We start from the raw sequence: 13,687 nt of genomic DNA on the forward strand, positions 1-13,687 counted from the left end.
GGGACGGTGCACGGAGCATCGTGGCCGCCGTGCGAAACTCGGCTGCATGACTGAGCACCCGGTTCCCGACGGCGAGACGTCGGGCCCCCCCACGTCCTTCGCCGCCGGCACCGGAACGCGCCTCGACCGCTGGCTCGGCTCCTACGCCGAGCGGACCCACGGCATGCGGTCGTCCGAGATCCGCGCGCTGTTCGCCGTCGCCAACCGCCCCGAGGTCGTCTCGCTCGCCGGCGGCATGCCGTTCCTCGAGGGCCTCCCGCTCGACATCCTCGGCGACCTCGCCCAGCGCGTCGTCGCCACCCGCGGTCTGCAGGCGCTCCAGTACGGGTCCGGCCAGGGCGACGAGACGCTGCGCGAGCAGATCCTCGACGTCATGGCCCTCGAGGGCATCGACGCGCACCCGGACGACGTCGTCGTCACCACCGGCTCGCAGCAGGCCCTCGACCTGGTCACGCGCATCTTCATCGACCCGGGCGACGTCGTCGTCGCGGAGGCCCCGTCCTACGTCGGCGCGCTGGGCGTCTTCCGCGCCTACCAGGCCGACGTGGTCCACGTGCCCATCGACGCCGACGGCCTGATCCCCGCCGCGCTCGAGTCCACGCTCGCCTCGCTGGCGCGCGAGGGACGCCGGGTCAAGTTCCTCTACACGGTGCCCAACTTCCACAACCCGGCGGGTGTCTCGCTCTCGGTGTCGCGACGCCCCGAGGTGCTGGCGATCGCGCGGCGCTACGGCGTCCTCGTGCTCGAGGACAACCCCTACGGCCTGCTCGGCTTCTCGGGGGACCCGCGGCCCGCGCTGCGCTCGATGGACGACGAGGGCGTGCTCTACCTCGGCTCGTTCTCCAAGACGTTCGCCCCCGGCTACCGCGTCGGCTGGGTGGTCGCCCCCCACGCCGTGCGCGAGAAGCTGGTCCTGGCCAGCGAGTCCGCGATCCTGTGCCCGTCCAACGCCTCGCAGATCGCGATCTCGACGTACCTGGCCACCTGCGACTGGCAGGGCCAGATCAAGTCGTACCGCGAGCAGTACCGCGAGCGGCGCGACGCCATGGTCTCCGCCCTCGCCGAGCACCTTCCCGACGCCTCCTGGAACGTCCCCGACGGCGGCTTCTACACCTGGGTCCGCCTGCCCGACGGCCTCGATGCCAAGGACATGCTGCCTCGCGCCGTCACCGCCCGGGTCGCCTACGTCCCCGGCACCGCGTTCTACTTCGACGGCTCCGGCGCCGACCACATGCGCCTGTCCTTCTGCTACCCCACGCCCGACCGCATCCGCGAGGGTGTCCGTCGCCTGGCCGGCGTCGTCGCGGGTGAGCGCGAGCTGGTCGAGCTCTTCGGGACCACCGGCTCGATCGGGCAGCGGGACGTCGAGGCACCCGGTCCGGATGTCGCCTGACCTGCGGCTTCACTCCGCCGACGCCCCGCCCGACCGCCCCGACCTCGTCGCTCGTTCCGCGTCTACCGCTCGTTCCGCGTCTGCCGCTCGTCCCGCGTCTGCCGCTCGTCCCGGGTCTGTCGCTCGTCCCGGGTCTGTCGCTCGTCCCGCGACTGTCGCTCGTCCCGCGTCTGTCGCACGTCCCGCGCCCGTCGCACGTCCCGCGCCCGTCTCCCGTCCCGCCATCGGAGCTCCGCTGTCATGACCGCCGTACCGCCGCCACGCGTCGTCGTCCTCGCCGGGGGCCTGTCCCACGAGCGTGACGTCTCGCTGCGCTCCGGCCGACGGGTCGCGGACGCCCTCCGATCCGTCGGCGTCGACGTCTCGGTGCACGACGTCGACGCCGACCTGGTCCCCGCGCTCCTCCAGCTGCAGCCGGACCTTGTCTGGCCGTTGCTGCACGGGACCAGCGGCGAGGACGGATCGGTGCGGGACGTCGTCCAGATGCTCGGGCTGCGCCTCCTGGGCACCGGCCCCCGCGAGAGCCGCATCGCGTGGAGCAAGCCCATCGCCAAGACGGTCGCCGTCCGTGCCGGGCTCGCGACGCCCGACTTCGTGACGCTCCCGCAGTCGCTGTTCCGCGAGCTCGGCGCGCGGCAAGTGCTCGACTCGATCGTGCGTCGCCTCGGCCTGCCCGTCGTCGTGAAGCCCTCCCGCGGCGGCTCGGCGCTCGGGGTCACGCTCGTGTCCGGCGCCGACGCGCTCCCCCAGGCGATGGTCGACTGCTTCGCGTACAGCGACACGGCCCTGGTCGAACGGGCCGTCGCGGGTACCGAGGTCGCCGTGAGCGTGGTGGACACCGGGGACGGGCCGTTCGCGCTGCCGGCCGTGGAGATCGTCACCGACGGTCCGTACGACTTCGACGCGCGCTACAACCCTGGGCGCACCGAGTACTTTGCGCCCGCCCGGCTGTCGCCGGCCCTGACCGAGCGCGTGCGCGACGTGGCCGTGGCGGCACACGTCGCGCTCGGTCTCGAGGGCCTCTCGCGAACCGACCTCATCGTCGACGACGACGGCACCGTGTGGTTCCTCGAGGTCAACGTCGCACCCGGGATGACCGAGACGTCCCTTCTCCCGCAGGCCGCCGAGGCCGCCGGGCTGCAGCTCGGCGACCTCTACCGGGCGCTGGTCGAGGCTGCGCTAGCGCGCTGACCTGCGGCAACACTCGTTCCTGTACACACACGCGCGGCGGGCGTGTACGTGACGCCGGCCGCCGCTCGTCCCGCTCAGCCCTTGAGGAGGCCTGGGTCCTCAGGGGCCAGGCTGGCCAGGATCCGGTTCAGGTCCTGCACCGAGGCGAACTCGACGGTCAGGCGGCCGCGCGACTTGCCCAGGCTCACCTTGACCCGGGTGTCGAATCGATCCGAGAGCCGAGCTGCCAGGTGGTCGAGGGCCTCGTTCTTCACGCCGGCCCGCGGCGCCGCGCGACGCACGGCGGGCTCGCCGTCTCCCCCGAGCGACACGATCTCCTCGACCGCGCGGACCGACAGCCCCTCGGCGACGATCCGCTGGGCGAGCCGCTCGATCGCCGCGCCGTCGCTCAGCCCGAGCAGCGCGCGGGCGTGCCCTGCGGACAGGACGCCGGCCGCGACTCGTCGCTGGACCAGCGGCGGCAGCTTGAGCAGGCGCAGCGTGTTCGAGATCTGCGGCCGCGACCGCTGGATCCGCGTCGCCAGCTGCTCGTGCGTGCAGCCGAAGTCGTCGAGCAACTGCTGGTAGGCAGCCGCCTCCTCGAGCGGGTTCAGCTCCGAGCGGTGCAGGTTCTCGAGCAGGGCGTCCCGCAGCAGGTCCGCGTCCTCGGTGTCGCGGATGATCGCCGGGATCGTGGCGAGCCCGGCCGCCTGGGTGGCACGCCACCGGCGCTCGCCCATGATCAGCTCGTACCCGTCACCGGCGTCCCGCACGACGATCGGCTGGAGGACGCCGACCTCACGGATCGACCCGACCAGCTCGTCGAGCGCGTCCTCGTCGAAGACCGTCCGCGGCTGCTTGGGGTTGGGGCGGATCTCCCCGACGGGCAGCTCAGCGAACCGCGCACCCGGCACGGGGACCAGTCCGTCGCCGCTCTGGACCGCCTCGGTCGGAACGGCCGCCTCGGTGATCGGCTCCACGGGCACACCGTCATCTCCCGCCGACTGCGGGAGCACGTCGACCTCGGGCACCTGCACGGCCTCGTCGACCTGCTCGGCGACGACCTGCGGCGACGTCTCGACAGGCGGCGCCTCCGTCAGGACGGCCGTGGTGCTTGCGCCCGACGCGGTGGCCTCGGCGCTGTCCCGCTTGGGGTCGGGGAAGAACACGTCGACCGGTCGCTCCGCCCCGGTGGGGCGCTGGCCGTCGAGCCCGGTGGGGATAAGGGCACCGAGGCCCCGGCCCAGGCCGCGTCGCTTCTCGCTCACTGTTCCTCCTGAAGCACGGCCGAGGCCGGCTGGTGTTCGTGGATGGTCGGCTGCACGGCGCCGTCGGCCGAGTGCCCGTTCACGTGTGTCTCCTGCGCGTCCGGTTCGCCAATGACGCCGGCCGCGCCACGCTCCGCGACCTCCCGGGCTGCCTCGAGGTAGGCCAGGGCGCCCGACGAGCCCGCGTCGTACGTCATCACCGTCTGCCCGTAGCTCGGAGCCTCGGAGATGCGCACCGACCGAGGGACGGTCGTGCGCAGCGTCCTCTCCGGGAAGTGCGTCCGGACCTCGTTCGCCACCTGCTGGGCGAGGTTGGTCCGCGCGTCGTACATGGTCAGGAGGATCGTCGAGACGTGCAGTCGCGGGTTCAGGTGCGCCTGGATCAGCTGGATCGTCTTCAGCAGCTGGCTCAGACCCTCGAGCGCGTAGTACTCGCACTGGATCGGGATCAGCACCTCGCGGGCGACGACGAACGCGTTGACGGTGAGCAGGCCGAGGCTCGGCGGGCAGTCGACGAACACGTAGTCGATGCGCTCCTGGCCGTTGGCCACCCGCCACTCGAGGTACGTGTCGAGGGCGTTCCGCAGGCGGGTCTCACGCGCCACCATCGAGACCAGCTCGATCTCGGCCCCGGAGAGGTCGATCGTCGCGGGCAGGCCCCACAGGTTCGGCACGTCGGGGCTCTCCTGCACCGCGTCCGCGATCGGAGCGCCGTCGACCAGCACCTCGTAGATCGAGGGCGTCCCCGCGCGGTGCTCGATACCGAGCGCCGTCGACGCGTTCCCCTGCGGGTCGTTGTCCAGCACCAGCACGTTGAGCCCAGACTGCGCGAGTGCAGCCGCCAGGTTGACGGTGGTCGTCGTCTTGCCGACCCCGCCCTTCTGGTTCGCGACCGTGATGATCCGCGTCTGGGGCGGGCGCGGGAACCGCCGTCCCCGGAGCTCGATCCGGCGTCGAGCGTCCTGCTTCAGCTGCGCCATCAGGGGCGTGTCGTCCGTGACGGCCGGCAGGCTCTCGACCAGCGCCGCACGACGGCTCTCGTCGGGGTCGAGCCCGTGGCGCGGCGTCATGGGCGAGATGGTGTCACGGCCGACGGCCCCTGCGGTGCCAGCATCGCCGGTCGCAGGGTCCAGTTCTCCCGCTGCACCGTGCTGCTCCTCGGCCGAGCCGCCGGTGTAGGTATCGGCAGGGTCCGTTGCGAGCACTGCGTCGGCACCCACCCGTGGACCGTCGGCACCGTACCCAGCGCGAGGGTCATCCCATGACCCGTCCTGCTCGCCGTCCGACAACTGCTCGGGCGACCCATCCAGCTCGCCGGCTGTTTCACGTGAAACAAGGTCCCCACGTGCTCCCGATCCGGTGGCGACTGCCGCTCCGGGCGCGACGCCCTCTTGCGAGTCGAACTGTCGGACGTCGGAAGTCGGCGCCGTCACAGGGGCGGCACGGCTCGGGCCGCCGTCCGCTGGAGGCAGGCCGCGAGAGCTCTCCAGCCCCTCTGCCGGTGGCTCGTACACGCGCGGACCGGGTGCGGTCTCCATGACCTGCGGTTCGGCCTGACGCGCGTGCGGCACCGCAGTCAGCCCAGGGTCACTTCCCTGAAGGGCAGCGGCCGCCGCAGGCGCGAACTGAGTAGCGGCTGAGGCACCAGCGGACTCAGCGGCAGTGGGCTGACCAGCAACGGCGTCATGCCCAGTGGCAGTGGTCTCAGGAGCCCAGACGGACGCGGGTGCCTCACCTTGAGTGCCGGCGTCGGCCGGTGTAGCCGGAGCGCCCAGGTCGATTGCGGCGGCCTCGTCCCCGGCCTCGTCGTCGTGACGCCGCTTCTTCCTACCGAACACCAGGAACTGCCTCCCGTACGACGCGGACCACTCTCGTCACTTCGACCCCCTCGATCGTGGGTGCCTCCAACACCGAGGCGGCGCCGGCTCCCAGCTTGCGGCCCACGTGCTTGGCGGCCTCGATCTCGTCCTCTGCCCTTCCGCCCTTCAGCGCGACAAGCGATCCACCCGGCCGGAGCAGCGGCATGGCCCACCGGTAGAGCTTGTCGAGCGATGCGACCGCCCGGACCGTCACAGCATCCGCCGTCAACTGTCCGTGCTCGTCCTGAGCCCGCCCCCGGCGCACGACCACGTTGTCGAGCCCGAGCGCCTGCGAGACCTCCGTCAACCAGTCGGTCCGTCGCTCCATGGGCTCGAGGAGGACGACCTCGGCCTGGGGCAGCATCGCGGCGACCACCACGCCCGGGAGCCCTGCTCCGCTCCCCAGGTCGATGATCCGGCCCTCAGTCGGAAGGAAAGGCACCACCGCAGCGGAGTTCAGCAGGTGGCGCTCCCAGAGACGCGAAAACTCCCGAGGACCGACGAGACCCCGAATCTCTCCCTCGCGGACCAGCATGTCGTGGAAGGCGAGGACCTTGGGCCACGCGCTCCCGAAGAACGGCGCCAGTCGAGGGTCGCCGTCCAGAGGGTCGGCTCTGTCGACGTCTGCCGACCGAGCTTCTGTCACCGTCTGGACCCCTTGGTTTCACGTGGAACATGTGCCGTTCACAGCCAGCGTGTCGCTTCTGCGGGCCCCGTTCAAGCGCCCACACCGCGCGGCGCCGCCCTACCGTACCGTGCGTCAGCGAGACCGCTCGCTCCGTCCGATGGCGGCTGTGGAGAGAACCTGGGTCGAGGTGGTCCGCTTGTCACGCGCCCCCGGTCCAGGTCACCCAGCGACAGCCAACGTGACGGGATTGGTCCCGCGCATTGAAGGCTGGATGCGGCAGCAGAGCCCGCGTCCCGCGGGCGATTCCCGACCGCATCCGGTGCGCCTCACCCCTCTTCACTGCTGTCCAGCACGCCCCGTGGCCGCTCCCCTTCCCTTGGGGCTTCACAGGGCCCGACGTGGCTCGAGGCCAGCGGCGCCGCGGCTGATGACCACACGAGACCCGTGCGGACGCACGAGCGCGGCGCGATCTTCCGCAGACGGCCCCGGATCGCCCTGATGACACGCGACGCGCGGTTTCACGTGAAACGAGGCCGCCCGCACGTCCCCGAACTTGGTACCGAGTCAGACCGGTCAGGGCGCGCCGGGCCGAGCCGATCGGGGTGGGGCGGGCCGAGCCGGGCCGGTCAGGGCGAGCACGGCCGGTCAGGGCGAGCCGGGCCGGTCACGACGAGCTGGTTCGGTCTGGGCTAGCCCGGCGGGGTCTAGCCGGCGTGTGTGCGGGTCGTCGCGCGCGGAACGGCGACCACCAGTATTCAGTCAGCGGCGAAGACCAACGAGGCGTGCAGTGTGATGTTCCACGTGAAACATGTGCCGAACTTGCGCGAGGGAGCCGAGACAGCCGTAGTCGCGAAGGGTGGTGCCCTTCCGTCGAGATCCCGTGGCGCAAGGCAATGCCACCGGCCACGCCGACTCGGCACCTGCCCGGGACTAGCAGGGCCCGTCACCGAGGCTCGAGGACGTCAAAGAGGCGCGTTCATACAGGGGCGTGAACTGAGCTCAGCCACTCTCGTCTGTCCACGCAAGCACGTGGAGCGCATGTGTCAGGCCGCTGTGGGTTCTCCGCACGAATCGACGGCTTCATGTCGGCCACTTCCCGTCGGCCGCTCGGGCATGCGGGGCTCGCGGGGCGCCGAGTCTTGGCTCAGCCGCTCGTTGCCGGCAGCACAGGCGCCTCAAGTGCTCGCATGGCACCAGGCCTTGTTGCGCCCGGCCAGCCGGCAACACAAGCATGGGAGGACTTGCACCATGTCGGCGCAGTGCTCTCCGTGCCCACGCGCCGTTGGCTCAGCCGCTCCCCGATCGACGCCCTCGGCAGCTGGGCTCGACTCTGTGCACCAGCGCCCGCTCGCGCGGCCCCGAGCCAGTCACCGAACGCGGATCGAGCATTTGCGAAGCGGCCGGGTGCGGCGACCAGGAACGACCAGGACGACGCCTCACACAGGAGCGTGAGGTCCGGCTCGGCTCGCGGGCGCACGCCGACGCGAGTGGTAGCGGGCGAAGGCATCGTGGCCGAAGGGTCTGGACCTGGCGCGATCGTCGGCCGCGCGTCGTCGCGCGCCATTGTCGGCCTCTCTCGCGCGCAAGCGCGATCCACAGCGGCCCATCCACGATCCGTCGGCGAGCTACCGACGTTGTTTCACGTGAAACAGACCGGTTCCTCGGCACGGACTGCGCGAGCGCGATAGGCACGCGAGTGGACATGGGCGGGCCGTTGCCATCCAGCGGCGAGCGGTTGTGAGTCCGGATCACCCGCGGACCGGTGACTGGCTGACGGTTCGTACGTCTGACCCGGTCGGCCCAAGGGCGCTCGATGCCCGCGAGATCGCCGTGAACGGCCGGGGTCGGGAGGTCAGGAGTACGGGAGCGGGCCACCTTCCGAGCAGTGCGGACCCCTAGTACCGACAGCGACAGGTGCGCTGTTCTCCGTGGAACAAGCTCAGACACCACTAAATGTTTCACGTGAAACACGCCTGGACCGCTTCGGGGCCACTGTTGTACTTGCGTGGGACACCCTCGGGCACCCACACCGGCGGCACGCTGTTTCACGTGGAACAAGCTCGGACGCCACCCGCTAGCAGCCGGCTGTTTCACATGGAACAACCTGGCGACAAGGATCGCAGGGAAGCCGACGCCACCGGGCAGAACGAAGGGGCGGGCTCGGAAGCCCGCCCCTCAGCCCTACGCGACGATCCTCAGGCGGGGCGGATCACCACGTGGCGGTTGGGCTCGACACCGTCCGAGTCGCTCGACATCCCCGCGCTCGCCACGGCGTCGTGGACGACCTTGCGCTCGAACGGGTTCATGGCGTCCAGGGCCACGGCCACACCGGACTCCCGCACGCGGGCGATCGCCTCGTTGGCGACGGTGATGAGCTCGGCGCGACGACCGGCACGGTAGCCGGCGACATCGAGCATCAGGCGGCTGCGCTCGCCGGTCTTCGCCTGGACGGCGAGGCGGGTCAGCTCCTGCAGAGCATCGAGAACCTCGCCGTCGGGCCCGGCCAGCCGGGACAGGGACGTGTCGGCGGGGTCCTCGGACACGATCTCCACGGCGGCACGGCCGTGGTCGATGTCGATGTCGATGTCGCCATCGAGGTCGGCGATGTCCAGCAGCTCCTCGAGGTAGTCGGCGGCGATCTCGCCCTCTTCTTCGAGGCGCTTGGTGCTGACCGTCTCGACAGGAGCGGCGTCAGGCTGGGTCGAACTCATGGAGTCTCTCTCCGATCAACGTCGCGCGGGTGCGCTACTTCTTTGGCTTGGTGGGGGCGGCTGGCGCCGAGGTGCTGGGCCCGTCGGGCTCGTCGTCGGGCGACGAGTTCGGCTTGTCGGTCACGTCGCCCGAGATGACTCGGGGCGGCTTGTTGCGGTCCTTGCGCTTCGGCTGCTGGCGCTGTCCGCGCGGCTTCTCCTCGATGAGGACGGTCGTCGACGGGGCGGCGTCCTCGATCAGGGGGGCGTGGCCGGCGGCCGCCTTGCGGGCCTTCCGTTCCTTCATGGCGATCTCGGCCTGGGAGCCAGGGGCCGGCATCCGGCGGATCGTGTAGAACTGCTGGCCCATCGACCAGAGGTTGGTGGTGGTCCAGTAGATGAGGACACCGATGGGGAAGTTCACGCCCGAGAAGGCGAAGATCAGCGGCAGGACGTAGAGCAGGACCTTCTGCTGCTGAGCCATCGGGCCCTGGAGCGCGGCCGGCGGCATGTTCTTCATGGTCAGCTGGCGCTGCGTGAGGAAGGTCGTCGCCGACATCGCGACGATCAGGAGGGCGCTGACCACCCGGATGTGCCAGTTGTCACCGGCCTGCATGAACGTGCCGGACAGCGGGGCACCGAAGATCGTCGCGGCCTCGGCCTGCGCCGCCAGCTCGGGCGACATCGGGCCGATGGGCGGGTACGCACCCGACGCGACCTGCGGGAGCTCGATGAGCACGCGGAACAGCGCGAAGAAGATGGGGGACTGCAGCAGGATCGGCAGGCAGGACGCGAACGGGTTGGTGCCGTTCTCGCGGTAGAGCGCCATGGTCTCGCGCTGCAGAGCCTCGCGCGACGCCGGGTCCGTCTTCCCCTTGTACTTCTTCTGGATCGCCTGCATCTGGGGGGCGATGAGCTGCATGCCCCGCGATGCCTTGATCTGGCGGAAGAAGAGCGGGATGAGGGCGATCCGGATGACGATCACCAGCCCCACGATGGACAGGCCCCAGGCCGCGCCACTGGCAGGGTCGAGCCCGACCGCCTCGAAGAGCGCGTGGAACTGGACCATGATCCAGGCCACGACGACCATGATCGGTTTCAGCAGACCGTCGAACCACGACATGTGGCAGAACTCCTCGTTGGGGTCAGTGCGTGGCCGTGGCCACGGGGGAATGACGGTGAGCGGACCGTGCTGGTGGAACGTCGTCCACGCCGCCCAGGTTCCAGGGGTTGCACCGCAGCAGCCGCCAGACCGCAAGCCGTGTCCCGCGGATCGCGCCGTGACGCTGCAGCGCGATCACCGCGTACTGCGAGCAGGACGGGTAGAACTTGCAGGTGGGAGGCGTCATCGGGGAGATGAACCGCTGGTATACCCGGATCAGCAGCACCAGCAGGAGCGCGGGAGCACGCCCGATCGCACGAACCACGGAGTGAAGAGTCATGGGATGACTACGCCTCGGTCCGTCGGCGGGCGCGGCGGGCCGCCGTCTCGAGCGCACCGTCCAGATCGGCTCCGAGGAGCGCGAATGGTCGGTCGGCGGCGGACGGGAGCGCCCGGATGACGATCCCCGCGTCGGCCGGCAGGTCGGCGAGCCGAGCCCGCACGAGCTCGCGGAGACGCCGCTTCACCAGGTTCCGGGTGACCGCCGTGCCGACAGCCTTGGACACGACAAGACCGACCACCGGCCCGGTGGGCGAGTGATCGGTCCGTGTCGTCAGATGCACCACGAGGGTGTCCCGTCCGCCGCGCGCACCTCTGCGCACCGCCTGCTCGAAGTCGGCAGCGCGGCGCATCCGGTGCGCGGCGGACAGCACCGACGGTGGTGTCAGGCCGAGAGCTCCGCGCGGCCCTTGCGGCGGCGAGCCGCGAGGATCGCGCGGCCGGCACGCGTGCGCATGCGCAGGCGGAAGCCGTGGGTCTTGGCCCGGCGCCGGTTGTTCGGCTGGAAGGTGCGCTTGGTCACGAGAGTCTCCAACTACATCGGGTGGGTCTCGCAGGTGCCGCGCGACCAGGTTCAGGCTGCCGAGAACGAATGCTCCGGGACACACAGGCAGACACAGCTGCACGCGTGCGGCGTCAGGGCGCGCCAGGAGGAGCCATCGATAAGGCTGCAATACCGTACTTCCCGCCGTGCTGGCCGGTCAAATGCGCGCGACTCGCCGAACCGATCCTCCCACACCCGTGCGCGGAGCCCTCTGACGTCACCCGCTGAGGCACTGCCCGTGCCGGAGGGTGACCACTACGATCGGTCAGCGTCGCAAGGAGGCGCGCAACCTGTGGACCGCCACGTGGTGGACAGGGGACGACGTGCGACGAGCACGACCACCACGGCCGCTCCGGATGCCGTCCTGATCACGTCGGGCAGCGTCAGAGTCCGCCGAGCACATCCGCTCACAGGTGTGGACAACTGTGTGGACAACCCGGGGTCGTGCGAGACTCGACCACCCACGCGAACGAACAACCGAGGTAGCACGTGTCACAGGACGAAGAGCTCGCCCGGGTCTGGGGGCACGTGGTGTCGACCCTCGAGGAGAGTCCCGACATCACCCCGCGCCAGATCGCGTTCGTCCGGCTGGCGCGTCCTCTGGGACTTCTCGACGGGACGCTCCTCCTCGCGGTCGGCAACGACCTCACCAAGGACTATCTCGAGTCGCGCGTGCGCGGCGAGGTGACCGTCGCCCTCAGCGCCGCGCTCGAGCGCGAGGCCCGTTTCGCCATCACGGTCGACCCCGAGCTGGCCGAGGACGCACCTCCTGCTCTCCGCGTGGTCGGTACCGAGCAGCGTCACGAGCCGTACAGCCCGTCGCGCGACGAGCGCGAGGCGGACGAGGCCGACGCGCGCCGCGAGGCACGTCCCGACCTGTCGCTCGTGAACGACGACGACACGAGCGACCACGACTCCCGCCGGACGGGCCGCTACAGCGGGCGTGACGACGACCGCCCGTCACCGGGCAACCGACGCCAGCCGGCCGAGCCGGCCCGACTGAACCCGAAGTACCTCTTCGAGACGTTCGTCATCGGCAGCTCGAACCGCTTCGCGCACGCCGCCGCGGTCGCCGTGGCAGAGGCGCCGGCCAAGGCCTACAACCCGCTGTTCATCTACGGGGACTCCGGCCTGGGCAAGACGCACCTGCTCCACGCGATCGGGCACTACGCGCAGAACCTCTACCCGAGCGTGCGTGTGCGGTACGTGAACTCCGAGGAGTTCACCAACGACTTCATCAACTCCATCAGCGAGGGCAAGGCCGGCGCGTTCCAGCGTCGCTACCGCGAGGTCGACGTCCTGCTCATCGACGACATCCAGTTCCTGCAGGGCAAGGAACAGACGATGGAGGAGTTCTTCCACACGTTCAACACGCTGCACAACGCGAACAAGCAGGTCGTGATCACGTCCGACCTGCCGCCCAAGCAGCTGAACGGCTTCGAGGACCGCATGCGGTCGAGGTTCGAGTGGGGCCTGATCACCGACGTCCAGCCGCCGGACCTCGAGACCCGCATCGCCATCCTGCGCAAGAAGGCCGGCAGCGAGCGCCTGCAGGCACCGCCGGACGTGCTCGAGTACATCGCGAGCAAGATCTCGACCAACATCCGCGAGCTCGAGGGTGCGCTCATCCGCGTCACCGCCTTCGCCAACCTCAACCGCCAGCAGGTGGACCTGTCGCTCGCGGAGATCGTCCTCAAGGACCTCATCACCGACGACCAGACCACCGAGATCACGGCCACGCAGGTGATCGGGCAGACCGCCGCCTACTTCGGTCTGAGCATCGACGACCTGTGCGGCTCGAGCCGCTCGCGCGTCCTGGTCACGGCCCGGCAGATCGCGATGTACCTGTGCCGGGAGCTCACTGACCTGTCGCTGCCGAAGATCGGCCAGGCCTTCGGCGGCCGCGACCACACGACGGTCATGCACGCCAACCGCAAGATCCGCGAGCTCATGGCGGAGCGCCGGTCGATCTACAACCAGGTCACCGAGCTCACCAACCGGATCAAGCAGCAGAACCGCGGCTGAGACGGGCCTGTTCTGGGTGATTCGCCCGGCCGTCTCCCCATGGTTATCCACAGCTGTCCACAGGAACCTGGGGACGCTTGTGACGGCATTCACCCGATCGGCGCATCTGGTGCCCGAGGCGCTCATGGCAGCCCGCTGACCTGCGGCGACGGCACAAAACCGGGCGATAGGGACGAATGTGGACGCTCACAACCCGTCATTCTGGGCTTCTGGGCATGAGACAACTCTCACGGTCGAAACGTTCCGACCCCCTTGACCACAACCTTCACCCTCGGGATGAGACATGCATGGGACGAATCTCCACACCTGTGCGTACACCTGTGGATGACGGTGGACGACCCCCGGTTGTCATGTGGATGGGAGGCCCTCTCGCGGTGGACGCAGAACGCCCCGACCACAGCCGTCCACGACCGTCCACCGGGTGTCCGATCCCGCCCACACCCGGCGTGCACAGCCAGAACCGCGACTGACCTGGGCGGAGACCTGTCATCCACACGATGCACAGCACCGATGACGATGACGAGACTTCTCTCCCTGGTGGATCCACACACCGCCAAAGGGCTCCGAGCGTCCACGAACGACCTGCGAACGACACGGTTGTGGTTGTCATCCCCATGCCCGTACCGAGCGTCGGACCACTCGCGTAGTGTTCGCCTGACGCCTGTCCGA

At 70.0% G+C, this 13,687-nt stretch carries 11 protein-coding genes; 3 read left to right on the forward strand and 8 right to left on the reverse strand.

What is annotated here, in order from left to right; translation table 11 throughout:
- Nucleotides 1–46 precede the first annotated feature (46 nt).
- Entirely contained in the window at nucleotides 47–1,393 is a 1,347-nt protein-coding gene (locus AB5970_RS00845) for a PLP-dependent aminotransferase family protein (protein WP_370502005.1), read from the forward strand.
- A gap of 240 nt (nucleotides 1,394–1,633) precedes the next feature.
- Nucleotides 1,634–2,584 carry a D-alanine--D-alanine ligase family protein gene (locus AB5970_RS00850; protein WP_370502006.1) on the forward strand — a complete coding sequence of 317 codons (951 nt, stop codon included), beginning with the start codon at nucleotides 1,634–1,636 and terminating at the stop codon, nucleotides 2,582–2,584.
- Between the two features lie 74 nt (nucleotides 2,585–2,658).
- Here the strand turns inward: AB5970_RS00850 and AB5970_RS00855 are convergent, their stop codons facing one another.
- The 8 genes from AB5970_RS00855 to rpmH all read right to left on the reverse strand — a co-directional run bounded on the left by AB5970_RS00855 (nucleotide 2,659) and on the right by rpmH (nucleotide 10,972).
- Nucleotides 2,659–3,831, reverse strand: a complete 1,173-nt coding sequence (locus AB5970_RS00855; protein ID WP_370502007.1) for a ParB/RepB/Spo0J family partition protein — start codon at nucleotides 3,829–3,831, stop codon at nucleotides 2,659–2,661.
- A complete protein-coding gene (locus AB5970_RS00860) occupies nucleotides 3,828–4,901 on the reverse strand; it encodes a ParA family protein (RefSeq protein WP_370502008.1) in 1,074 nt (357 codons plus the stop codon). Before AB5970_RS00860 ends, AB5970_RS00855 begins: the two co-directional genes overlap by 4 nt.
- A 757-nt stretch (nucleotides 4,902–5,658) precedes the next feature.
- Nucleotides 5,659–6,336 (reverse strand): 16S rRNA (guanine(527)-N(7))-methyltransferase RsmG, encoded by a 678-nt coding sequence (gene rsmG / locus AB5970_RS00865; RefSeq protein WP_370502009.1) that lies wholly within the window; start codon nucleotides 6,334–6,336, stop codon nucleotides 5,659–5,661.
- A gap of 2,177 nt (nucleotides 6,337–8,513) precedes the next feature.
- Nucleotides 8,514–9,029, reverse strand: a complete 516-nt coding sequence (locus AB5970_RS00870) for a protein jag (protein ID WP_370502010.1) — start codon at nucleotides 9,027–9,029, stop codon at nucleotides 8,514–8,516.
- Nucleotides 9,030–9,063: 34 nt separating this feature from the next.
- Nucleotides 9,064–10,131: a membrane protein insertase YidC gene (gene yidC / locus AB5970_RS00875; RefSeq protein WP_370502011.1), complete on the reverse strand. Its 1,068-nt coding sequence runs from the start codon at nucleotides 10,129–10,131 to the stop codon at nucleotides 9,064–9,066.
- Between the two features lie 22 nt (nucleotides 10,132–10,153).
- On the reverse strand, nucleotides 10,154–10,450 hold the full coding sequence (gene yidD, locus AB5970_RS00880; RefSeq protein ID WP_370502012.1) for a membrane protein insertion efficiency factor YidD: 297 nt from the start codon (nucleotides 10,448–10,450) through the stop codon (nucleotides 10,154–10,156).
- Nucleotides 10,451–10,457: 7 nt separating this feature from the next.
- Nucleotides 10,458–10,823: a ribonuclease P protein component gene (rnpA, locus tag AB5970_RS00885; protein ID WP_370502013.1), complete on the reverse strand. Its 366-nt coding sequence runs from the start codon at nucleotides 10,821–10,823 to the stop codon at nucleotides 10,458–10,460.
- Between the two features lie 11 nt (nucleotides 10,824–10,834).
- Nucleotides 10,835–10,972, reverse strand: a complete 138-nt coding sequence (rpmH, locus tag AB5970_RS00890; RefSeq protein WP_043601468.1) for a 50S ribosomal protein L34 — start codon at nucleotides 10,970–10,972, stop codon at nucleotides 10,835–10,837.
- Nucleotides 10,973–11,482: 510 nt separating this feature from the next.
- On the opposite strand from rpmH, the gene dnaA reads away from it, so the two are divergent.
- On the forward strand, nucleotides 11,483–13,018 hold the full coding sequence (gene dnaA / locus AB5970_RS00895) for a chromosomal replication initiator protein DnaA (RefSeq protein ID WP_370502014.1): 1,536 nt from the start codon (nucleotides 11,483–11,485) through the stop codon (nucleotides 13,016–13,018).
- Nucleotides 13,019–13,687: the final 669 nt, after the last annotated feature.

The sequence above is a fragment of the Cellulomonas sp. ICMP 17802 genome, assembly GCF_041295535.1.
Taxonomy (GTDB): Bacteria; Actinomycetota; Actinomycetes; order Actinomycetales; family Cellulomonadaceae; genus Cellulomonas.

What these genes read in the sequence shown, in the direction of transcription:
- AB5970_RS00845 (WP_370502005.1), top strand. Translation starts at nt 47, where the DNA reads ATGACTGAGCACCCGGTTCCCGACGGCGAGACGTCGGGCCCCCCCACG.
- yidC (WP_370502011.1), bottom strand. Translation starts at nt 10,131, where the DNA reads ATGTCGTGGTTCGACGGTCTGCTGAAACCGATCATGGTCGTCGTGGCC.
- AB5970_RS00870 (WP_370502010.1), bottom strand. Translation starts at nt 9,029, where the DNA reads ATGAGTTCGACCCAGCCTGACGCCGCTCCTGTCGAGACGGTCAGCACC.
- yidD (WP_370502012.1), bottom strand. Translation starts at nt 10,450, where the DNA reads ATGACTCTTCACTCCGTGGTTCGTGCGATCGGGCGTGCTCCCGCGCTC.
- AB5970_RS00860 (WP_370502008.1), bottom strand. Translation starts at nt 4,901, where the DNA reads ATGACGCCGCGCCACGGGCTCGACCCCGACGAGAGCCGTCGTGCGGCG.
- AB5970_RS00850 (WP_370502006.1), top strand. Translation starts at nt 1,634, where the DNA reads ATGACCGCCGTACCGCCGCCACGCGTCGTCGTCCTCGCCGGGGGCCTG.